17 protein-coding genes are annotated in these 23,674 nt (G+C 34.9%); 9 read left to right on the top strand and 8 right to left on the bottom strand.

Annotated elements, in window-relative coordinates; genetic code table 11:
* The first annotated feature begins 76 nt into the window (after positions 1-76).
* A complete protein-coding gene (sltY, locus tag A9G36_RS04640) occupies positions 77-2,020 on the top strand; it encodes a murein transglycosylase (protein ID WP_034947967.1) in 1,944 nt (647 codons plus the stop codon).
* An 11-nt stretch (positions 2,021-2,031) separates the two neighbouring features.
* On the top strand, positions 2,032-2,313 hold the full coding sequence (trpR, locus tag A9G36_RS04645) for a trp operon repressor (RefSeq protein WP_218055685.1): 282 nt from the start codon (positions 2,032-2,034) through the stop codon (positions 2,311-2,313).
* Positions 2,314-2,387: 74 nt separating this feature from the next.
* Here trpR and robA read toward each other — a convergent pair whose 3' ends face one another.
* The 3 genes from robA to A9G36_RS04660 form a co-directional block, all read right to left on the bottom strand.
* Positions 2,388-3,293: an MDR efflux pump AcrAB transcriptional activator RobA gene (gene robA / locus A9G36_RS04650; RefSeq protein ID WP_034947961.1), complete on the bottom strand. Its 906-nt coding sequence runs from the start codon at positions 3,291-3,293 to the stop codon at positions 2,388-2,390.
* A gap of 94 nt (positions 3,294-3,387) precedes the next feature.
* On the bottom strand, positions 3,388-3,969 hold the full coding sequence (nfuA, locus tag A9G36_RS04655) for a Fe-S biogenesis protein NfuA (protein WP_141670623.1): 582 nt from the start codon (positions 3,967-3,969) through the stop codon (positions 3,388-3,390).
* A 98-nt stretch (positions 3,970-4,067) separates the two neighbouring features.
* Positions 4,068-4,739: a phosphoribosyltransferase family protein gene (locus A9G36_RS04660; RefSeq protein ID WP_034947958.1), complete on the bottom strand. Its 672-nt coding sequence runs from the start codon at positions 4,737-4,739 to the stop codon at positions 4,068-4,070.
* A 245-nt stretch (positions 4,740-4,984) separates the two neighbouring features.
* Here A9G36_RS04660 and A9G36_RS04665 point away from each other — a divergent pair, with 245 nt between their 5' ends.
* A complete protein-coding gene (locus A9G36_RS04665; protein ID WP_034947955.1) occupies positions 4,985-5,548 on the top strand; it encodes a peptidylprolyl isomerase in 564 nt (187 codons plus the stop codon).
* 82 nt (positions 5,549-5,630) lie between these two features.
* Here A9G36_RS04665 and A9G36_RS04670 read toward each other — a convergent pair whose 3' ends face one another.
* Positions 5,631-6,323 carry a tetratricopeptide repeat protein gene (locus A9G36_RS04670; protein ID WP_065585460.1) on the bottom strand — a complete coding sequence of 231 codons (693 nt, stop codon included), beginning with the start codon at positions 6,321-6,323 and terminating at the stop codon, positions 5,631-5,633.
* A gap of 257 nt (positions 6,324-6,580) precedes the next feature.
* On the bottom strand, positions 6,581-7,867 hold the full coding sequence (gene pepB, locus A9G36_RS04675; protein ID WP_065569206.1) for an aminopeptidase PepB: 1,287 nt from the start codon (positions 7,865-7,867) through the stop codon (positions 6,581-6,583).
* Positions 7,868-7,962: 95 nt separating this feature from the next.
* Between pepB and A9G36_RS04680 the strand changes: the two genes are divergently transcribed.
* Positions 7,963-8,736, top strand: coding sequence for a tyrosine-protein phosphatase (locus tag A9G36_RS04680; protein WP_065569205.1), 774 nt, complete (start codon positions 7,963-7,965; stop codon positions 8,734-8,736).
* Between the two features lie 97 nt (positions 8,737-8,833).
* The gene (gene ftnA, locus A9G36_RS04685) at positions 8,834-9,352 is read left to right on the top strand and encodes a non-heme ferritin (protein WP_034947947.1); all 519 of its coding nucleotides are present in this window, start codon (positions 8,834-8,836) and stop codon (positions 9,350-9,352) included.
* Between the two features lie 52 nt (positions 9,353-9,404).
* Here the strand turns inward: ftnA and A9G36_RS04690 are convergent, their stop codons facing one another.
* Positions 9,405-10,022: a 4'-phosphopantetheinyl transferase family protein gene (locus A9G36_RS04690; RefSeq protein ID WP_034947922.1), complete on the bottom strand. Its 618-nt coding sequence runs from the start codon at positions 10,020-10,022 to the stop codon at positions 9,405-9,407.
* Between the two features lie 99 nt (positions 10,023-10,121).
* Here A9G36_RS04690 and metC point away from each other — a divergent pair, with 99 nt between their 5' ends.
* Positions 10,122-11,339 carry a cystathionine beta-lyase gene (metC, locus tag A9G36_RS04695; protein ID WP_051825432.1) on the top strand — a complete coding sequence of 406 codons (1,218 nt, stop codon included), beginning with the start codon at positions 10,122-10,124 and terminating at the stop codon, positions 11,337-11,339.
* Between the two features lie 10 nt (positions 11,340-11,349).
* On the top strand, positions 11,350-12,660 hold the full coding sequence (tilS, locus tag A9G36_RS04700; protein WP_065574085.1) for a tRNA lysidine(34) synthetase TilS: 1,311 nt from the start codon (positions 11,350-11,352) through the stop codon (positions 12,658-12,660).
* A gap of 66 nt (positions 12,661-12,726) precedes the next feature.
* Here tilS and A9G36_RS04705 read toward each other — a convergent pair whose 3' ends face one another.
* Positions 12,727-14,907: a heavy metal translocating P-type ATPase gene (locus tag A9G36_RS04705; protein ID WP_065585461.1), complete on the bottom strand. Its 2,181-nt coding sequence runs from the start codon at positions 14,905-14,907 to the stop codon at positions 12,727-12,729.
* 132 nt (positions 14,908-15,039) lie between these two features.
* Positions 15,040-15,843 carry an inositol-1-monophosphatase gene (gene suhB / locus A9G36_RS04710; RefSeq protein ID WP_065574083.1) on the bottom strand — a complete coding sequence of 268 codons (804 nt, stop codon included), beginning with the start codon at positions 15,841-15,843 and terminating at the stop codon, positions 15,040-15,042.
* Between the two features lie 380 nt (positions 15,844-16,223).
* Between suhB and A9G36_RS04715 the strand changes: the two genes are divergently transcribed.
* Together A9G36_RS04715 and A9G36_RS04720 are read left to right on the top strand one after the other, a co-directional pair.
* On the top strand, positions 16,224-17,927 hold the full coding sequence (locus A9G36_RS04715) for a ShlB/FhaC/HecB family hemolysin secretion/activation protein (protein ID WP_065574082.1): 1,704 nt from the start codon (positions 16,224-16,226) through the stop codon (positions 17,925-17,927).
* Positions 17,928-18,004: 77 nt separating this feature from the next.
* Positions 18,005-23,674 (top strand): two-partner secretion domain-containing protein (locus A9G36_RS04720; protein ID WP_141670624.1); only part of this gene is annotated, 5,670 nt, incomplete at its 3' end.

The raw sequence follows: 23,674 nt of genomic DNA on the forward strand, positions 1-23,674 counted from the left end.
CAGTTTTTCATCAATATCGACGGATTATACAATAATATGCTAATCTATAAGCCATTTTGACGTGGGAGTTAAAAGAATGAAAATGGTATTACGTTATTTTTTTATAGTGGGACTAATTCTTTCTAAGAATGCTATTGCAAGCAATTCTCAACAAGATTTAAGAGCAAACTATCAAAAATGGCTTAATTCTTATCAATCATTAAGCCTCGGTGAACAAAAAACATTACTTAATTCGTTAAAGGATTACCCACTTTATCCCTATGCAGCTACTCAGTTTTATAAAAAAAATATCACAACTGTCTCGACGGATATGGTAAATGACTTTGTCAATCAATACAATGATTTTCCTTTAACTGCTGTATTAATTCAGTCTTACTTAGCAGAATTAACTAATCGTCAAGATTGGAATGCAATTGTTTCTTTTACCAAAGATACTTCAATTGCATCCAATTGCCGCTATCAATATGCTTTATTACAACAAGGAAATAATAATGAATCTGTGTTAAATACTATTGAATCAATATGGTTAACAGGAAGAGAGCTCCCTGCAACATGTGATCCTTTACTTGATGCATGGGCAAAAGCAGGAAAACGAACAGCTAACTCTATACTTTTACGTATTGAATTAGCTATTGAATCTAATAACCTTAAACTAGCACGTTATCTAACAAATTTACTGGATGAAGATTATAAAACTATAAAAAGCAATTTACTTGGCTTATTTGATAATCCTCGAAAATTACAAGATTTCGCTAAAAACATTAAAGCAAGTACTTTTACTAAAAAAGTAGTATTAGCTTTTTTTCCTCGTTTAGTAAGAATCGATACGAATTTTGCTGAAAAATTATTACCTCAATTAGTGAAACAACAAAAATTAAATAAAGCTGAACACATTCAATTACAAAAAAGTTTAGCTAACAGTTACTTTAATGATTCGGCAACAGATAAACAAATAAAATGGCGTGATAATTATATTGCTAAATATCATGACACAGCATTAGTTGAAAAACGCATTCGCCTTGCTATTGATGCCAATGACTATACTGGCATTGCCTATTGGTTAACACAATTAAAACCCGAAGATCAATTAAAAGAAGATTGGCAATATTGGCAAGCTAGAGTTTTGTTAAAGAATAATAAGAAAAATGAAGCAAACGCAGTTCTAAAAAAATTATCAGCCAATCGTGGGTTTTATGGCATGGTCAGTGCTCAAATGCTTAATCAACCTTATATTCTTAATAATGAATCAAAAACGCTTACACAATCAGAAATTTCAACATTAAAAAATAAGTATGATAATCAAACAATTATAAAAAGAATCAGTGAGTTACGCTACTGGAAAATGTTATCTGAATCAAGTCGTGAATGGCAATACTTCTTGAACAACAAAGTAAATAATGATGAATATCTTCCTTTAGCTCAATATGCCTATATAAGAGGTTGGGGAGATCTCAGCATTCAGGCAACCATATTAGGTAAGCTTTGGAATAACTGGTCAGAGCGTTTACCACTTATGTATAAAGATATATATAATGAAGCATTAAAAAATAAAAGCATTACGCTTTCTTATGCTTTAGCAATATCTCGCCAAGAAAGCGCTCTTGATACGACTATCCAATCTTCTGCTGGGGCAAGTGGTTTAATGCAATTAATGCCTGCTACAGCAAAAGAAACTGCCAAAAAAGTTAGTACTATCGCTTATTACTCATCCAATCAATTATTTGAACCGGCTACAAACATTCAATTAGGAACATATTATCTCAATAATGTTTATGAACAAAATGATAATAATCGTATATTAGCATCAGCTGCTTATAATGCTGGACCAAGTCGAGTCAAACGTTGGCTCAAAAATAGTAATGGAAAACTTGATGCTGTTGCCTTTATAGACAGTATTCCATTTACTGAAACAAGGAACTATGTCAAAAATGTATTAGTTTACGATTATATTTATAAAATCATTTTAGACCAACCAAAAAGCAATATTCTTACAATAAACGAAATTAACAGACAATATTAATGGTGATCATAATGAAAACTAATGAATGGGAACAAACAGTTAAAATATTACACCAAGCGTTTAACGATGGGTATTCTCTTGATATATTGAAATTATTAATGACAGCCGATGAACGCGATGCATTATTTACGCGAGTTAAAATTATCCATTTATTACTGGATGGTTCTATCAATCAAAGACAACTAAAAGATGAATTAGGAATCGGTATTGCTACTGTCACACGCGGCTCAAATAGTTTAAAAGAAGTAACACCTGAATTTAAAGCATGGTTAGAAAAAACATTATTAAATTAGCTATCAGCTTATTAAACAATATTTATCCACGACATTATTTATAAATAAAAAAGATTAGGCTTTACTACGGATGATTACCTTAGAATAACTTCATTTTCTGTTGCAATAGGCACACAATAATCACATTCAATACATTGGATATCTTTTGCAGATTCAACCGTATTTCTATCACGATTATGATGAATTTCGATTAAACAACCAGAACGTAAATATACTTTTAAAGCTGGCATAGCAGCTAAATGAACTTGTGAAACAAAGTCTTCAAAATTATCCGGTGTACCAATATATTTAAAACAAAGATACAAACCACCTTCGCTAACAACTTGTTCAATATATTCTAGGTGATTATTTTGTTCTAACGCAATGGTATAAAGCTGTTCTTGTTCATTAGCATTATCTTTACTTTTTAAAATTCGATTAAAAGCATAAATTTTATCAGGTAACAGCTCATTTTTATGAGTATAACGAGAAAAATAGTTTTGAAAGAATTGAACCCTTAATTTATGTTTTTCATCTAATAATTTACTTAAATTACAGTTATTTTTATAGGAAATACCCCAAAAGGTTTGTTTTGGCATATTAACGAATGTAGGTTCTGGTAATGTAAGCTTATTTTTATTTAATTCAATTGCGGGAGTTAAACCTGTAGGATCCCAAAATTCAGCGCGTCTGTAACTAGCAGGCGTTTGATTAAACTGTTTTTTAAAAGATCGCGTAAACGTCTGCTGTGAATCAAAACGATATTGCATAGCAATATCTAGAATCGGTTTGCTTGTCATTCTTAAAGAGAGCGCAGCATAAGTTAGGCGTCGATGACGAATATAAGTACCAAGCACTTGACCAGTTACCTGCTTAAACATGCGCTGCAAATGCCATTTTGAATAACCTGACTTTTGTGCAACATGATCAATAGATAATGGTTGCTCCAGATTTTTTTCAATCCAAACGATAAGATCTGAAATGATGCTAACTTGATTCATAAAACCCCATCATAAAATGAACTGGCGAATGTCATGCGATTATGACTTAATCCTAGCAATAAGCAAGGCTTAAATAAAATTTATTTAATCATTCTTAACAAAAAGAATGCGTTCCAGCTTGGTGTTCTGTAATATCTTTTACCCCTGCAAGTTCAGGAAATGCGGCTAATAGCTGTTTTTCAATTCCTTCTTTCAAGGTGTAATCAACCATTGAACAACCATTACACCCGCCACCAAATTGCAAAACAACATAATTATCCTCGGTTAATTCAATCAAACTAACATATCCACCATGACTAGCTAACTGAGGGTTAACTTGAGCTTGAATAGCATAGTTAACTCGTTCAATTAACGGCGCATCATCAGCTACCTTTTTCATTTTAGAATTGGGGGCTTTTAATGTTAGTTGAGAACCTAATTCATCCGTCACATAATCAATCACTGTTTCTTCTAAAAATGGTGCACTAATTTCATCAATATATACTGAAAAACCTTCAAATTTTTCTTCTATGTCATTATCCTCTATAGTATCAATTGGACAATAAGAAACGCCACACTCAGCACTTGGCGTGCCGGGGTTAATAACAAACACACGAATTTGTGTTCCATCTGATTGATTAACAAGTAACTTTCTAAAATGCTGTTGAGCTGACTCAGAAATAGTAATAATAGACATAATCCCTCACTTTAAGACAATTAAATATTTGAAAATCCAAATTGATCTAATAAATAGTTGACTAACTCTCTTGGTTATTATAGGGCTTGTTTGATATTTTACAATAGCGTACGGCATAAGCACATCACTTGAATATTAGATGCACCACAAATTTTTAATTGCTGGCAAATTGCATTAATCGTATTACCTGTTGTAACAATATCATCAATTAGCATGACTGATTTATGTGCAATGTTTTGTCGACAGGTAAAAAGTGTTTCGACATTCTGCATTCGTTCTTTAAGAGATAAATTCTTTTGATCGGGCGTATATTGTTTACGATGTAATAAATAAGGGTAAAAATCCCGATTTAACCATTTAGCAATTGGCTTTGCTAATAATTCAGCCTGGTTATAACCTCGAGACCAATAGCGAATATGATGTAAAGGAACACAAGTTATCAAGTCAGGCTTTTCAAGCCCCATCATTTGCCGTTTTTGATACCATGCTAAAATCATCAATCTGGCTAACGCCAAGGTTAATTCAATTTTATTATAAAACTTTACATGATGTATTAACTTTTTCAATGGATTAACGTATTCAGTGACAGCAATAAGCTCATCCCAATAAGGTTTTCGATCTCGACACCGATAACAAATTTTTGTGGTTAATGAATGAGGCAAACCACATTGATAGCAAACCCGATTAAATTTAGGTAAGTTTTTAACACATTGACTACAGATGCCATGATGAGACAAAAACAAAGGCATATTACACAAAATACAACGCATACAATTCACAACCAATAAATACAATAAGATATTTCAGAATCGAAACAAACTAATTTTTCTATCTGTTTATAAATTTTCTAATAAGCAGGCTTGTTTAAAATATATTTATTAACCTATTGATTACAAAAAAATAAATAACATCTCGATCCATCACACAAAATTCGCGCTTATTTTGCATAAATGTTATTTAAAATAATCAAATATCCGGTATAATCAGCCAACCAATTGGATAAAGGATTTAATATATGGAAAAAATCAAAACATTATTTATTGCTCTGTGTTTTTCTCTACTCTCTTCACTCGCTTTAGCCGACACCAAAGTGCTACTACAAACTAGCATGGGAGATATCGAAATTGAGCTAGATAGTAAACATGCTCCTATTAGCACACAAAACTTCCTTAATTATGTTAATAGCGGGTTCTATGAAAATTTAACTTTTCACCGTGTGATTCCTGGCTTTATGATTCAAGGTGGAGGTGCTGACGATCATCTAAAATTCAAAAATAATAATGCACCAATTAAAAATGAAGCAGATAATGGCTTAAAAAATGTTCGTGGTACAATTGCAATGGCTAGAACCAATGTTATTGATAGTGCAACTAGCCAATTTTACATTAACGTCGTTGATAATAATTTTCTTAACCATAATCCTCCAAAAGACTATGGCTATGCAGTATTTGGTAAAGTTATAAAAGGAATGGATGTTGTTGATAAGATCGTAAATGTCCCAACAAAACGCATTGGACCACATCAAAATGTACCTATTGAGCCAATTTATATCAAAAAAGCACTTGTGATGACAGAATAAGTCACCATTTTTTAATTCATATTTTTATTTATTAAAAGAACTGTCTTAATAAAGAAAGACAGTTCAACTTGAATCTATTTATTTATCTAAGTTTATAATTATCACAGGCGTCTTCTAAACCGAGTGTACAAGCTTGTTTAAAATACTTTCTGGCCAACACTTTATTTTTTTCTACGCCTTGGGCATTATAATATATTGCGCCTAAATTATTTAATGCTTGTGCATTATTTTGAGCAGCAGCTTTCTTATACCAAGATATAGCCATTTCTTTATTTTTCTCGACACCATCACCTTCATCATACATAAGCGCTAAATTATATTGTGCTTCCGATAACCCTTGTTCTGCAGCTTTAGTATACCAATATACGGCTTTCTCATTATCTTCATCATACATAAGCGCTAAATTATATTGTGCTCCTGCTAACCCTTGTTCTGCAGCTTTAGTGTACCAATATACGGCTTTCTCATTATCTTCATCAATGCCTTCACCTTCATCATACATAAGCGCTAAATTATATTGTGCCTCATCTAATCCTTGCTCTGCTGATTTAGTGTACCAATATAGAGCTTGCCCAAGATCTTTTTTGGTACCTCTAGCTTCATCATAAGCAACCGCCAAATTAAATTGAGCTTTCATATCACCTTGTTCAGCTTCCACTTTACAGGCAGAAAAAGCTTTCTCATAATTTTCTTGCTTCCAAAAGGTTTCACACTCACTGGCATAAGCCACAGTTGAAAACAATGCAGTTAACAAAATAAATAATATTTTTTCCATAACTTCCCTTATATTTCTAAATTAATAGGTGGTAAATAATAAACAATAACACTTTAAGCATACAAAAAATTTAAAAATTATTCAAAAAAATTATTAAAATGACTTTTATTAATTAATTTATTTAATTAATATTTCAACTTTTCGGTTTAGCTGGATATGGAAAAAATACAACTCCCAAAATAAGTTGATAGTTTATAAATTTCATCTTATAAAATAACCTAAAATTGGGATTAATAATACTCGTTAAAATAATGCATTTATTTTAATATATTTAATAAATTTGCAATTGTCCTCACCCCAATGCCTGTTGCCCCTGTTGCCCACAAGGCAGTAGCACTTTTACGGAATGTTGCTGAACAATCAATATGTAGCCAATTTTGTTGATAATTTTTAATAAAATATGATAAGAAAGCTGCAGCGGTACTTGCCCCTGCGGTATTAGGTAATCCTGAATTTGCCATATCAGCAAATGAAGATGGGAATTGCGAACGATGAAACTCAGCTAAAGGCAAGCGCCAAAATGCTTCATGTTCAATATTGCTACTAGCTAACAATTGGTTAGCAAAGTTATCATCAAACGAAAGCAATGACTGATAATCATTCCCTACTGCAATTTTAGCGGCTCCAGTCAGTGTTGCGCAATCAATAATATAATGAGGCTTGTCATTATCGGCACAAATTAAACCATCAGCTAAGACTAGGCGACCTTCTGCATCCGTGTTATCAACCTCAACCGTTTTGCCATTACGATAACGAATAATATCGCCTAATTTGAACGCATTGCCACTGACTAAATTATCCGCACAACATAAATAAAGTTTGATACGTTGATTTAAACCACGAGCAATGGCTAATGCTAATGCACTAGTTGCTAGCGCAGCGCCTCCCATATCTGAGCGCATTGATTCCATAAAGTTACTTGGTTTTAAGCTATATCCTCCTGAATCAAAGGTAATACCTTTACCAACTAGGCAGGCTATAATCGGCGATTCAGGATTTTGGGTTGGATTATAATCAAGTTCAAGTAAAGCCGCTGGTCTATCTGACCCTTTACCAACCGTATAAATCCCCATATAGCCATGTTCTTTTAACGCTTCACCCGAAGTGATTTTATAAGTCACATCAGCAGAAAATGAGCCAATTAACTTAGCACTTTGAGTAGCCAATTCAACTGGACTTAATGTTTCGGCTTGTTGATTGACAATATCACGACACCAATCGATAATTGCCAAACGGTGTTTCAATTCTTGTTTATCTTTGTTATTGAGTTTTGCCCACATAACTTTGTTACTGTTTTTGGCATTACGGTAACCTAGCCAAAAATGCCAACATTCTTCTAAACTCCAACCTTCGCCTTTTAATTTAACAGATTTAATGCCTAAGTTATCTAACTTACGCCCTGCTTGTTGAATTGCACTTAAACGGTTTTTTGATTTATAGTGAACCGTTATAGTATCATCCGAAAAGCTCAGTAGCGCATCTAACCCCCAGTATTTTGGAGCAGGATTATCAGAAAGTAAAATAGATAACGTTGACATAGTAATAACCTTAATTATTGATAAAACAAAAACAATGAATTAATTCTAATCAGAAACATGTTAATATAGCAAGCAAAGTTAATAATAAATAAGGGTAAATAATGGCATCGATTGTACCAATAAAAAATGGTGTTAATTTTCGTGACTTGGGTGGAATAAAAACAATGGATGGACGCCAAATACGATCGGGTTTATTGTACCGCTCAGGTGAATTTTCGCGCATTACAGCAAGCGAACAAGTATTTTTATCTAATGAACTAAAAATACACTATATTTTAGATTACCGAGATCAAGATGAAATAGCCCGTTTTCCCGATAATTTATGGCACAATGCCAACTATATTAATGTTCCTGCCAATCCATTAAATGATAAAGTAACCGCCAGTTTAACCACAGAATTAGAAATGCATCCTTTTGTACTTAAGGAACAGTCGCCATATGATTTCATGATTAAACTTTATCAATTATTACCTTTTAATAATGCAGCTTACCAACACTTGGTTTCAATACTATTAAACTCAAAAGGACAACCACTAGTGCAACATTGTGCAGTTGGTAAGGATAGAACAGGTATTGGTGTGGCACTTGTGTTATTTGCCTTAGGTGTTAGTGAAGAAAAGGTTATGCAAGATTATTTACTCACTGAACAGGTATTACACAACTTTCGTGAAAAAATACTAAATCAGTATAAAAGCAAGTTAACACCTGAAGGCTTTGAAAAGCAAAAAATAATTTTTGCAGCTAAAAAAGAATATTTAACCGCTGCCATTACCGCAATCAAACAACGTTATAACACCATAGATAATTGGCTAGCAAAAGAGTATCAATTAGATAATAACAATAGAAAAACCCTACAAGATATTTATTTAATTTAAATCAAGAAGGTAAATAACTTAGGTTTATTTTAAGATGGTTTTTCAAAAAAATGAATGAAAAGTGAAATAATAAAAGTAGCAATGTGAGGTAAGTTAGATGTTAACAAAAGAAATGGTCAAAAAACTCAATGACCAATTAAATTTAGAATTCTATTCTTCAAATCTTTATCTACAAATGAGCGCATGGTGCGATGATCAAAATTTTCCCTCTTTTGGTAAATTTCTAAGAGATCACGCTGGCGAAGAACGTCAACATATGGAACGACTATTTAATTATGTTTTAGATTGTGGAGCATTAGCGCTGATCGGCAAAATTGATGCACCAGAATCAAAATTTAAATCATTATTAGAAGTTTTCCAAGTTGCTTATAAGCATGAGCTAAAAATTACTAAAGAAATTAATGGGTTGGTTGATTATGCTTTAACACAAAAAGATTTTTCGACGTTTAACTTTTTGCAATGGTATGTATCAGAACAACATGAAGAAGAAAAACTCTTCAAAAGTATTGTCGATAAACTAGAATTAGTTGGCGAAAATAAACGCGATCTATTCTTTATGGACAAAGACTTCAATAAAACGTTAAGCGAGTCAGGCTTACTTAGTACAAGCAAATAATCAACAAATTGTATCTATGTGCCACATTAATGGTGTGGCAATGCTCTATTCTTTAATATTGCAACCTCAATTGTGTAACCGGCACATTACAATTAACCGCAAGGTGGATATCATCAATTTGTTGATATTGAAAATAAAAATGGTTAGCAAAAGGCGCACTGATCATACCGTTATCTAAATCGACATTAACCGACTTAATTTGCCAAACACCTTTAGCATATAGCTTTAATGCAGATTCCTTCAATGTCCAAAGCTGCCAAAAAGCCTTTAGAGAATCACCTTGTTTAATCATCCATTGATACTCAGAATCCGCAAAAAAGTGTTTAGCAACATTTAGATAATTTCTACGTGGACGAGCCACTTCGATATCTACCCCCACCTTGCCTGCTAACGAGATCGCCACAGCTACATGATCTTGGCTATGACTGATATTAAAATCGGGCAAAGAATATTCGAAAAAACAGGGGCGACTATTATCGCCAATTATTATTTTAGGTAATATTTCAATATTACAATACTGTTTTAACAAACTAGCAAGAATTGAACGGCAAACTAAAAATTGTTTACGACGTGACTCATTTAATTGTTTGGCATCCTCAAGAAGTTGTTTTGGCAGCAGTGAATAATTCACTGTTGCAGTATTTAAATTGGCTATTTGCACTATCAGCATTATGGGTTAATCATTATGAATAAAAATTATTTTTTACTATTTTAACAGCATGCTATGCTAACTGTTATTAAAATTTATAAAGTCGCAAAAGGAATCATCATGTCATTATTAACAAAGTTGGTTAATGCAGGGCGTAAAAAGCGTTATACACAAGGCGCCGTCAATTCAGTGATTCAACGAGCCTCATCGCTAGTTTTTGATCATGTTGCGGCAAAAAAAGAAGCCACTGAAAACCGAACTAATGGTTCGCTCTTTTATGGGCGGCGTGGTACGCTAACTCACTTTGCGTTACAAGATGCTATGATCGAAATTGAAGGTGGTGCTGGTTGCTATCTTTACCCTTGTGGTGCAGCAGCCATAGCTAACGCTATTTTAGCATTTGTTAAAGCAGGCGATCATATTTTAGTGTCTGAAGCAGCATACGAACCAACCCAAGAATTTTGTCGGCATATTTTAAATGATTTGGGGATCAAAACTAACTACTTTTCACCATTAATTGGTCAATATATTACTAAGCAGATTAAACCCAACACCAAAGTTGTTTTTTTAGAATCACCAAGCTCAATTACTATGGAAGTGCATGATGTCCCTTCTATTGTTAAAGCCATTCGCAGTGTCAACCCTGAAATTATTATTATGATGGATAATACTTGGAGCGCTGGTGTGTTATTTAAAGCTTTAGATCATGGTATTGATATTTCAATCCAATCTGGCACAAAATATTTAGTAGGGCATTCCGATGCGATGTTAGGTACTGCTGTTGCCAATGAACGTTGTTGGGACACCCTGCGTGAGCGTTCTTATTTAATGGGACAAATGTGTGACGCAGATACTGCCTATATGGCTGCTCGTGGTTTACGTACATTAGCAGTAAGACTAAAACAACACCACAAAAGTGGCATAAAAATTGCTAAATGGTTAGCTAATCATCCTAAAGTTGCTACTGTTAATCATCCTGCATTAACAAGTTGTAAGGGTCATGAATTTTTTCAACGCGACTTTACCGGTGCTAGTGGTCTATTTTCGTTTGTACTGAAAGATCGCCTAACTGATGTCCAATTATCAGATCTGCTGGATAATTTGACTCACTTTTCAATGGCTTATTCATGGGGAGGATTTGAGTCACTAATTTTGGCAAATCAGCCTGAAGAATTAATCAAAATTAGACCCATATCAGGAGTAAATTTTCAAGGAACATTAATTCGATTACATATTGGCCTTGAAGATCCTAATGATTTAATTGCAGATTTATCTGCTGGATTAGATCGTATTAATTTACATAAAAATAAAACTAACGCCCTGCAATCATTAGTATAGGCAGATAGAAATGAATAATTATCACCAATTAGCAATTGATAAAACGATCAAAAAGGCAATTTTACACAGTGTAAAAAGCCGCCGTATTTTACTGGTTGCTTATAGTGGCGGTGTAGATTCATCGGTATTATTACATGCACTAGTCAAAATCAAACAACAGCAATTACCTGATTTACAACTTCGCGCTATTTATATTCATCACGGCTTAAGCAAAAATGCGGATTATTGGGGCACTCATTGCCAACAACAATGTCAAACATGGCAAGTACCATTAATAATTGAAAAGGTAAAGATCAATCGCCAAGCGGGCAATATTGAAGAGCAAGCTAGAAACGCTCGTTATCATGCTATTTATTGTCACTTAAAAGAGAATGAATTCTTATGTACAGCACAACATTTAAATGATCAGTGTGAAACATTTTTTTTAGCTCTAAAACGTGGCAGTGGTCCAACAGGATTAGCTGCCATGCCCCAAGAAAACGGACAACATCTTCGCCCATTATTAACTATTTCACGTACACAAATTGAAGAATATGCCCAATATCATCAGCTAACTTGGATAGAAGATGAAAGTAACCAAGATGATTACTATGACCGTAATTTTTTACGCTTAAATATATTACCTACACTAAATACACGTTGGCCACACTTTTCGCAAATGGTGGCACGTAGTGCTGAATTATGCCAGCAACAAGAAGCACTACTTAACGAACTGCTTTTAGCTGATTTTAAACAAATCACTACAGAGCAAGGGCTGCTATGTCTAACACCATTATTTGACTATTCAGAATATAAACGTAACGCCATTTTACGCATGTGGTTTCGCTCTCAACAAATCAGCATGCCAAGCCAACAGCAACTAGCTTTAATTTGGCAAACTGTTGCTTTAGCTAAAGAAGATGCTAACCCCCAATTTATATTACATAACCAACAAATTCGTCGTTATCAAAATCAGCTTTATCTATTACCACTATATCAAAATATTGAACAGCAAGTTCTAAATTGGGACTTGACCTTACCATTAGACCTACCTGATAAAGTCGGACAATTACAGGTGAATAATCAAACGAATTTATCCTGCCGCTCACCACAAGCAGACGAAAAAGTCACCGTACGATTCCATGCTCAAGGGAAATTGCAAATTGTGAATAGACAAGGCTCAAGAGCAATAAAAAAACTCTGGCAAGAATATAATATTCCACCTTGGATGCGAACACGTATTCCTTTGATTTATTATAATGAACAACTTATCTGTGCTGTAGGCATTTTTGTTACTAAACAAGGGCTAGGTTCACAAATCGGTTTTAAACTAACCACCTAACGTTAAACCAAAATAAATAAGGAGGCAAATTCGCCTCCTTAATTAAAATTTTTCAATTATTATAATTTATGATCTAACCTTCCAACGTTTAAGTAAAAGTGCATTGGTTACAACGCTAACACTACTTAACGCCATAGCGGCACCAGCTATCATTGGATTTAAAAATCCCAATGCTGCTAGCGGAATACCGATTAAATTATAGAAAAATGCCCAAAATAGATTTTGTTTAATTTTATTATAGGTTCGGCGCGAAATATCAATCGCATCAGCAATCAAAAACAGATTACCACGCATTAGAGTAATACTTGCTGCATGCATAGCCACATCAGTACCTGTGCCCATAGCAATACCAATATCGGCAGCCGCCAAGGCTGGAGCATCATTAATACCATCTCCTACCATTGCGACTGTCTTATTGCCAGTTATATCTTCACTTTGTTGTAGCTGATAAATATAGTTTGCTTTATCTTGTGGTAATACTTCAGCAATAACCTTATCTAAGCTTAACTGCTGACCAACATAATTAGCTGCTTTCTGATTATCCCCAGTTAACATAACGGTTTTTACATTTAACTGATGCAATGCTTGAATAGCTTTTTTGGCTTCCTCTTTTATTACATCGGCAAAACCTAAGAGTGCTAATATCACTACATTACCTTCTGATTGCTGTTTCGCTAAAAATGAAATGGTATAACCTTTACTCGATAACTGATTAATTTTATCGTCCATGCCAACAAAATAAGCACTTAGTGATTTCATCCAACGCAAACTACCTAAATAATATTCGGTATTATCAACGGTTGCCATAACCCCTGAACCAGCTACCGAAGTAATATTTTGAGCATAACGATACTCTTTAGCTTTATTTAAAACAGCTTTAGCAAGTGGATGCTCACTACCTGATTGTAATGATGCAGCGAGCGATAAAATTTGATCGGGCGTCTCGCTACCCATAACATCCATTTCCACTAATTCAGGTTTACCAATGGTTAATGTGCCTGTTTTATCAAATGCAACCATATTAATATTATGCAGTGTTTCTAATGCCTCGGCGTCTTTAATTAAAATGCCATGACGAGCAGCCACTCCTGTACCAACCATAATTGCTGTTGGTGTTGCCAAGCCTAATGCACAAGGGCAAGCAATCACTAACACAGCCACCGCATGAAGTAATGCTTGTTGCCAATCATGCGATATCACACCCCAAGCCAATAACGTAACAAATGCAATCAATAAAATCACTGGCACAAAAATAGCGCTGATGCGATCAACAACTCGTTGGATTGGTGCTTTCTTAGCCTGAGCAGATTCAACCATTTCAATAATTTTGGATAAAGTAGAATCCGCTTGAATCGCTGTGGTTTTAACGATAAGTACCCCTTCGCCATTAATCGTACCGCCAGTAACAACATCATTAACGGTTTTACTTACCGGAAAACTCTCACCTGTCAGCATTGATTCATCACTACTAGATTCACCTTCAATCACAACGCCATCAACGGGAATGCGCTCTCCAGGCTTAATAATAACAATATCATCCACTTTAACTTGGTTAATAGGTAAACTTACTTCTTGATTATCACGCCTTACTAAAGCAACATCAGGACGTAGCGCAGACAGAGATTCAATGGCTTGTTTGGTTTGATGTTTAGCTCTTGATTCTAACCACTTACCAAGCAAAATTAAGGTAATAATAATAACTGATGATTCAAAATAAAGATGCTCATCATTGCCCATTATAAATTGATAAACCGATAACCCATATGCCGCACTAGTACCAATGACCACTAATAAATCCATATTACCCGACAACGCTTTAGCCGCATTAAAACCGCTTCGATAAAATTTAGCACCAAGTCCAAATTGCACAATAGATGCAATAACCAGTTGTAACCAAGCTGGCATCATCAAATGAAACCCAAAAGGTTGTAATAACATAGGTAACACAAAAGGAATGGCTAAAATAACAGAAATCACAATCGGCCAAATAGGTGCTTGTTTTTTAACTTTCTTTGTACCTGATTGTTGATCTGAAATTTTAATAGCACGATAGCCTGCTTTATCAACCGCAGACATCAATGCTTCAAGTTTAACATGGGGATCTGCATTAATAGTTGCTTTCTCAGTTGCCAGATTAACACTGACATCAATCACACCATCAACTTTTTTAATTGCTTTTTCTACACGACTAACACAAGAGGCACAACTCATTCCTTCAATATTAAGATCATATTGTATTGTCTTCATAAAATGCAGCCTTAATTTTTATACCATTATTGATTAGTATATACTCAAAATTAATAACAATGCAGAAAAATACTAGACAGATCGCAAGAGTTTAACTTGCGATCAAAATAAAAGGAAATAAAAAAGATAGAGTTAGTTACGCAATTTTTCGGGCCACACATTTTGTGTAGAAACTAATAAATCCTTAACAATTCTAGGATTACCCGCAACAATATTACCCGAAACCATATAATTATTGCCACCTGCAAAATCGGTAATAACGCCACCTGCCTCACGCAAAATCAACTCACCGCCAGCAATATCCCATGGTTTTAAGCCAATTTCAAAAAAGCCATCTAAACGACCTGCAGCAACATAGGCAAGATCTAAAGCGGCAGAACCAGTACGACGAAAATCGCCACATCTAACAAATAATTTTTGTAATACGCCAAAATAACTATCGCTATATTGTTTAGCTTTAAACGGAAAAGCCATTGCCAGCACGCTACCGTCTAAATCTTTCGCATTACTCACTCGAATACGATAACCATTAAGTTGAGCGCCTTTACCACGAGCAGCCGTAAACAGCTCATTACTCATTGGATTATAAACAACAGCAATTTCGGTCTTACCTTTAACACGAGCTGCGATAGACACTGCAAAATGAGGGATATTTTTAATAAAATTGGTCGTACCATCAATTGGGTCAATTATCCACTGAGTATCGGCATCATTACCTTTAGCTAAGCCGCTTTCTTCGGCAATGATAGTATGGTCAGGATAAGCTTTTTTAATTGTTTCAATAATCAAAGCTTCAGCCGCACGATCGGTATTAGTGGCAAAATCATTAGCGCCTTTGGTTTCGATTTCGATTGAACTAGGGTTTTCATAAGCCTTGATGGTTACATTACCTGCTTTACGAGCAGCACGAATAGCAATATTAAGCATCGGATGCATAATTTTCTTCCAATTGATGATGTTAAAGAACGAAGTAGGCTAGTATGGCACTTGTCATACTAAAAGACGTTACTAGTATAAAACTTTTGTCTTATCTTTACTAGCTTATGTTGGCATTGATAGGTAAAAAACATAACGTTTAAAGATTTGTATTATTTTATTGAAAAGATAAAAATTAGAACAACCAAAATAACTAGCTTAATTTTTTCTATTGCTCATTATTTTTATATAGAAAAACATAGAGGTACATCACCTAAATCACAAAGTGTAAATTGCAACCTTGTTTTGTTTATTTTTTATAAAATAAATGTAGACAATTGCTCCAGTTATACATTAATATAGTAATCGTAAATTTTATGTAAGCGTTATTATAATTTGTTATGAAGCTGTTATCGAAGATTAAATTACAACTATCTATACTTCTAATTTTGTCCCCTACGTTTTTGTTTGCTGCATTACCACCAGCACCACAAACTCTAAATGACCAGCAACTTATTCGCCAGCAAGAACGAGAAAAAGCCTTGCAAGAAACATTAACGCCAGAATCGCCTAATATCCGCTTATTATCCCCAACAACTAGTGTAAATGAGCTTAACTTTCCGACTGAAGATTTATGCTTCAATATTAACCATGTTGAATTAATTGATCGCGATAAATTACCTTGGTACATTCCTTTAAATAAATTAGCCCAACAAGCCGAACAACACTGTCTAGGTGCACAAGGGATTAACCTCTTAATGAGTGCCATACAAGATCGATTAATTAGTTATGGCTATATTACCACTCGATTAGTGGTACCCGAACAAGATATAACAAGTGGTAATCTAAAACTTTTACTCGTCGAAGGTAAGATTAGACATATTTATTATGATAATAAGAGCGATAAATACGCCCAACTATTTACCGCTATTCCTGCTCACGAAGGTCATACTCTAAATTTACGCGATATAGAACAAGGGCTTGAAAATTTACAGCGCTTACCTACTGTTAATGCTCAAATGCAACTTATTCCCGGCGATAGACCTGGTGAAAGCGATATTGTGATAAATCGTGAACAATCAAAAATGTGGCGATTAGGACTATCGCTTGATGATTCAGGCACCAAAACGACAGGAAGAGATCAAGGTGGAGTCACCTTATATTTAGATAATTTACTTTCGTTAAGTGATTCTTTTTATTTATCAGGTGGTCACGATTTAAATGGCAAATCAAAGTATGGTTCACGCAACTATTTAATATCCTATTCAATACCTTTTGGTTATTGGCTATTAAATACTTCAATATCCGGCAACAAATATCATCAAAATGTCGCAGGACAAGAAGTCGATTACAAATACAGCGGTCGAAGCCGAAACGTAAACATACAGTTAAGTCGAGTTATTCACCGTAACGAATCACAAAAAACAACCTTAAGTTATGGTATTACACTGCGACAATCACATAACTATATTGATGACACTGAAATTGAAATTCAACGCCGAAAAACCACCTATTGGCATATAGGTCTACAACATCGACACTATATTGACGATATTACATTAGATGCAGGTTTCACCTTCCAAAAAGGGGTGCGTTGGTTCAATGCAGAAAAAGCTCCAGAGGAATATGATACTGAAGATTACGCTACAGCCCTAGCTGAGATACTGCAATTTAACTTTTCATCCAACATTCCTTTTAGACTGGCGGAACAACAGTTTTATTACCGTTTGGATTATCAAGGACAGTACACACGAAAAGGGCATCTAACCTCGCCGGATCAGTTTTCTATTGGTGGGCGTTGGAGCGTGCGTGGCTTTGACGGAGAATTAACTTTAAAAGCAGACCGAGGTTGGTATGTTCGTAATGAACTTAGCTGGCTGGCTCCTTATAACCATGAAGTCTATTTAGGCATTGACACAGGTGGCGTTTCAGGAAAAGCTAGTGAATACTTACTTGGTCGGCATCTAACCGGTAGCGTAATAGGTCTACGTGGTAGTAATTATGGTATGTACTACGATCTATTTGCAGGCACTCCAATTCGAAAACCCAAAGGGTTTAAAACTAATCCATTAGCATTAGGCTTTTCACTAAACTGGAATTTTTAATCCTTCCTTTTCACAACATTTATTTAAATATTCAGGTAGTAAAGAAAAGAAAGCCGTTAAATAAGGAATATATAACTATGAACAAAAACTTATATCGTGTTATTTTTAATAAGAAACGTGGCATGCAAATGGTGGTTGCTGACATTGCAAAAACACCAACCGGCAATGAAAAAACGACATCGACCGGTCAACATCCACATCAAACAGTTTTTGCTCAGCTAAAACCTATTGCCTTTTTAATGTCTATCTCATTAAGCTTTGTCAGCATTAGCTTGCCGGCTTATGGCAGCTATATTATTGCCGATCCACAAGCAAATAAAAAGCAACAAGCACAAGTTACCGCAACGGCTAATGGTGTAACCCAAATCAATATACAAACGCCAAATAGCAAGGGAATATCACATAATAAATACATCCAATTTGATGTTTCACAGCGTGGCGTAATCTTAAATAACAGCAGAAAAATCAATCAAACACAGCTAGCCGGATACGTGCAAGGTAACGAATTTTTAAAAACCTCTGGGCCTGCTAGAATCATTTTAAATGAAGTTAACTCACGCAACCCAAGTCAATTAAATGGCGTGATTGAAGTTGCGGGACAAAAGGCACAAGTGGTGATAGCTAATCCATCTGGCATCACCTGTAATGGCTGTGGTTTTATCAATGCTAGTCGCAGTACGCTAACGACAGGAAAACCGATAATTGAAAATAATGATTTAACGGGGTATCAAGTAGAGCAAGGCCATATTGCAGTAACAGGAAAAGGGCTAGACAGTTCAAGACAAAGTTATACGGATTTAATAGCTCATTCGGTATCAATAAACTCAGCAGTATGGGCAAATGATTTAAATGTGATAGCAGGACGAAACAAAGTAAGCCTTGACACACAAACGGTAACTGCATTGGCGGAAAATGGTAACGCAAAACCCGAAGTAGCCTTGGATGTTTCGGCGCTTGGTGGTATGTATGCAGGTAAAATCCGGCTGGTTGGGACAGAAAAAGGAGTTGGGGTGCATAATGCTGGGGCGCTAAGGGCAAGCATAGGCAACCTTATTATCAGTGCTGATGGCAAAATCAAAAATACAGGGGCATTACAAGCTAAAGGTGATATCAACTTAAGTAGCCAACACACCATCAGTAACAACAAGCACATTTACAGCCAACAAAATATTCAATTAAACGCCCAAAAATCGATTACTAATGAGGGCTCATTAATTGCTCAAAATAATGTCGAGCTTAAGGCCTCAACAATAAATAGCAATAAAAACAGTACGGTTGCTGCGGGCGTTGACGAACAAGGACTGTTAACTAAACAAGGTAATATTGCCGCCACGGCCAAGAATATTTTATTAACAGGCAAAAATTTAGCAGGTCAACATATTATCGTAAATGCGCAACAAAATGTTGACCTTGCAAGCAGCCAAAATAGTGCTAAATCTATGACGGTGACAGCTGAAAATATCAACCTCAATGCAGCCAAAATTAATAGCAAAGAAAGTATCAATTTAAATGCTAATAATCTGATTGATAGTCATTATTTACAAGCTAAAACCAATGCAACATACTCTGCTAAGGCAAACATAATAGATAACCACCAAGCGATTATACTGGCTGATGAAAATATCGTATTTAACGCTAATAAAATAAATAACGCACAAACAAAACTTAATGCAGGCAATGCAATTAATTTTAATGCTAATCAATTAATCAACAACAATAATGCCATCTTACTAGCCAAAGGGACCATTAATCTTCAGGGGGCAGATATAAAGAATAATGAATCATCACTAATAAGTAATGATCATTTGCAAATAAAGGCCAATACATTAGAAAACAGAAAATCAACACTGCAATCAAAAAAATATTTAACTATTGATAGTCATCTTTTTGATAATCAACAAGCTGAGTTATTAACAGAAGATACGTTGACCATCCACGCTAATCAAATGAATAACCAAAAAGCGGCGTTAAGCGCAAAAGGTGATATTAATATTAACAGTGAGCTAGTTGATAATCATTCGTCGACATTTCTTTCTGAAAAAACAATTAATATCAAAGTTAAAAAACTCCTTAACCAATATGCAAAATTTACCGCACTGCATAATATCGCTATTAATGGGCAACAGGTTAATAACCAATCTGCAGAATTAAAGTCTAATGGGTATTTGTTAATTAATTCAGCCGAACAAAACAATCAATCCGCACAATTATTAACTAATTCTGGCTTAACACTGCAAGGTAAAAATATAAATAATAATAATGCCGAGCTCAGCGCTAGCGATCGCATAGCGATAACAGCTGAGCAACTATGGGTTAATGAGGGCGTATTAGTTAGCAATAATGATATCCATATTACAAGTTCGCATATTGATGCGCAAAAATCAAAAATTAAAGCAAAAGGGAATATAAAACTTAACGCATCAGATTATATTGATGCCACGAATGGCTTAATGGTGAGTGAAAAACAGTCAACCATTGAAGCAAACACAGTTAAATTAAATGAAGCAACCTTAAGTGCAAAAGATGACATCGCCGTTACAGCAACTTCACAATTAGAGAATAACAACGCAAAATGGATTAGTGAAGGCAATATTAGTGCTAATGCACAAACGATTAATAATCAGAATTCATCAATATCCAGTTACAAAAATATTTATTTTAAAGCGCCTAATTTAAATAACCATAGCAGCAAATTGCTCAGTTACGGAACTATTGAATTAGCGTCAAACAAGGTCAATAACCAAAACACCCAAATCAATGCACAAGCAGACATTCATATTCAGGCTGACGATATTGATAACCAAAATGCACAAATCATTAGCCAGCGTTTGATAAATATTGAAGGTAAAAACATTGATAACCGTCATTTAGCCATACAATCGGGTAAGGCGCTATCTATAATAGCGACCAATAAATTGGACAATGCGGATGCAACTCTCATTTCCGGTGATAAACTGAAGCTTGAGTCACAGTTAGTTAATAATCAACGTTCGAAAATCAAGTCTGGTCATGACCTGACTATGCAAGGTAAAACCATTGATAACCAACATAGCACCATAATTGCGACAGGCGATGTTGCATTTAATGCGGATGAGCAATTAGATAATCAAAACGCTGATATTCGAACGCAAAATAAAATCACTATGGCTGCCAAGCAAATTAATAATCAAAATAACTTATTGGTAGCAGGTAACGAAGTCACCCTTAATGCTGATGAACTTAATAGCCAGTCATCCATATTAAAAGCTGAGGATAATATTCGCATAAAAGCCAAAAAGCTTAATAGCGCATCGGTCAAATGGGTTAGTCAAAATGCCATTATTATTGATAGTGATGACATTGATAATCATTCATCTGTATTCAAAGCCGATAATGGTATTACCGTCAAAGCCGATAATTTAAATAATAATGAAGCAACCTTGATATCGGGCGGTCAATTATCACTAACAACTAAAAAATTAGCTAACCAATCTGCTTATTTTAATGCAGAAAAAGGCATTGATATTCAAAGTACTGTATTTGATAATCAATCAGCGACATTAATTACTAATGATTCGATACGCATTGAAGCCAATAAAACGAACAATCAAAATAGCACATTATCCGCTAAGCAAAATATCACTGCCAATAGCGATGAAATAAATAATCAAAACGCTTTATGGCTAGCTGATAAACACATTACGATCCACGCCAATAACCTTGATAACCACAATACCGCCTTACAAGCCAAACAAGGCATACAAATGGATATTAAGGTTAATTTAGCCAACCAACATGCAACGATTATCTCAGGGCAAGATGGTCTCATCATTCATGCCGATTCTTTAAATAATGAAGACGCCGAATTAAGCAGTAAGGGCTTATTGGCAATCACAGCCAATGATGTGAATAATCACCAAGCACAATTGGTCGCAGAAAGCGACCTAACAATCCAAGCAAATCATATCAATAATCAGTCTGCTGATATTCAAGCTAAAGGTAATGTTACCTTAGATGGGCAAATCATTGATAACCGACAAGCCAAATTATTAAGCACAGGCGATATTCGATTACATGCAAAAAATCATTTAACCAATAATCATGCCAAGCTCATAGCGATGCAACAAATTCAATTGCAGTCCAATGGCGCTATTGATAATCAACACTCAACAACAACGGCCAATAATGGCATTTTAATTGAAGCCGATTCGATTAATAATAGCCAGTCCAAACTTGAAACAGCAAATTTATTAAAGATTATTGCAAACACCATTACTAATCAGAAAGCTAAATTTAATGCAGGAAAAATTGAGCTAAAAACACAATCACTTGAAAACCAACAAGCCGATATCATTGCCAAAACGTTATTACAGATTCAAGCCGATAAAATAGCCAACAGTCAAGCCCGTTTACTAGCCAATGATATTGCCATTAACGCCAACCAACTTAGTGGCGATGGAGAACTGCTTGCTGAAAACAATATTGAGCTTAATTTAACGCATGGGTTTGATAACAAAAACAGCTTGCTAGCCAATAAAGATATTTTCATCAACGCAAGTCACATTACCAATGACGGCAAAATCTCATCAGGTCAAGCCATTACCCTTAAGAGTGATAAAATTAAAAACACAGAAAAGGGCATTATCGAATCCGAAGAAATCAACACCAATAGTCGTTTATTGGAAAATAAAGGGATTATTGATGGCGGTGAGGTCAATTTGAACGCTTGGCAGCGTTTTGACAATCTAAATGGTGCACGTTTATACGGGGATTGGATTTCTATCAAAGCTTATGAAGTGAACAACTTTACCCCTTCGTTAAAAAGCCCCATTGCACCAACCATTGCGGCAAGAGAAGGACTTTTATTAGATGTCAACACGTTAAATAATACCAACCACGCCTTGATACTCAGCTTAGGGAATATGTACATTGAGGGGCAAACATTAAACAACCACTCAGCACGGATTGAAGCGGCTGACGATATGGTCTTAAAAGTTAACCGCATTAACAACATTAATGACCATATTGAAACCGAAGAGGTCTTAGTCGATAGTCAACATATTGTTGAATATTCCCCACTCGGTGATGCAAGGCGATATAAACCCGATGAAGTCAGCATTCGTACTAGCCCTAAAAAACAGCACAACTACCCTGTTTTGCATTCAAATAATGGTGCTTTTGATTCCACTCATAAGTATTACGAATATGATTACACAAGAAATATTTATGAAACTAAAATCAAAAGTACCGCGCCTGCAGAAATCATCTCTGGTAAAGATTTACGTATACAATCTGACCATTTAGAGAATGATAATAGCAAAATTGTTGCCGGTAATGCCCTAGACATTATGACCGGCACACTCAATAATCACTCATTAAAAGGTCAGCGCACCGTTTCCGATACTGGTAATGCAATTTATCATTACCGAAAAAAAGAGACAAAAAAAGGGAAAGCTGTATATAAAAAAAGAGCAAAATCGAGCGACTATAAAAACCAATTCATCACCACTATCGATCTTGAGCATGCCAAAATAGAGTCCCACACCAATGTGGATAAAACCCAAATTGACTTGCAGCAGCGAGAAGAAGAAAAAATTAGCGTAGGGCACATTGTTAATCCGATTGTAACCGAAGTCAAAACGGAAAAACATCTAGATAATTCACTTGAAGATATCATCAACGATGGTAAAGAAAAAGGCAATATCAATATTTCAACCGAACACCCATTGGATGATTTGCCAATCACAAACCCTATCATTCAATCCGAT

Origin of the sequence: Gilliamella sp. Choc6-1, assembly GCF_001690385.1 — a bacterium.
GTDB classification, from domain to species: domain Bacteria; phylum Pseudomonadota; class Gammaproteobacteria; order Enterobacterales; family Orbaceae; genus Gilliamella; species Gilliamella apicola_A.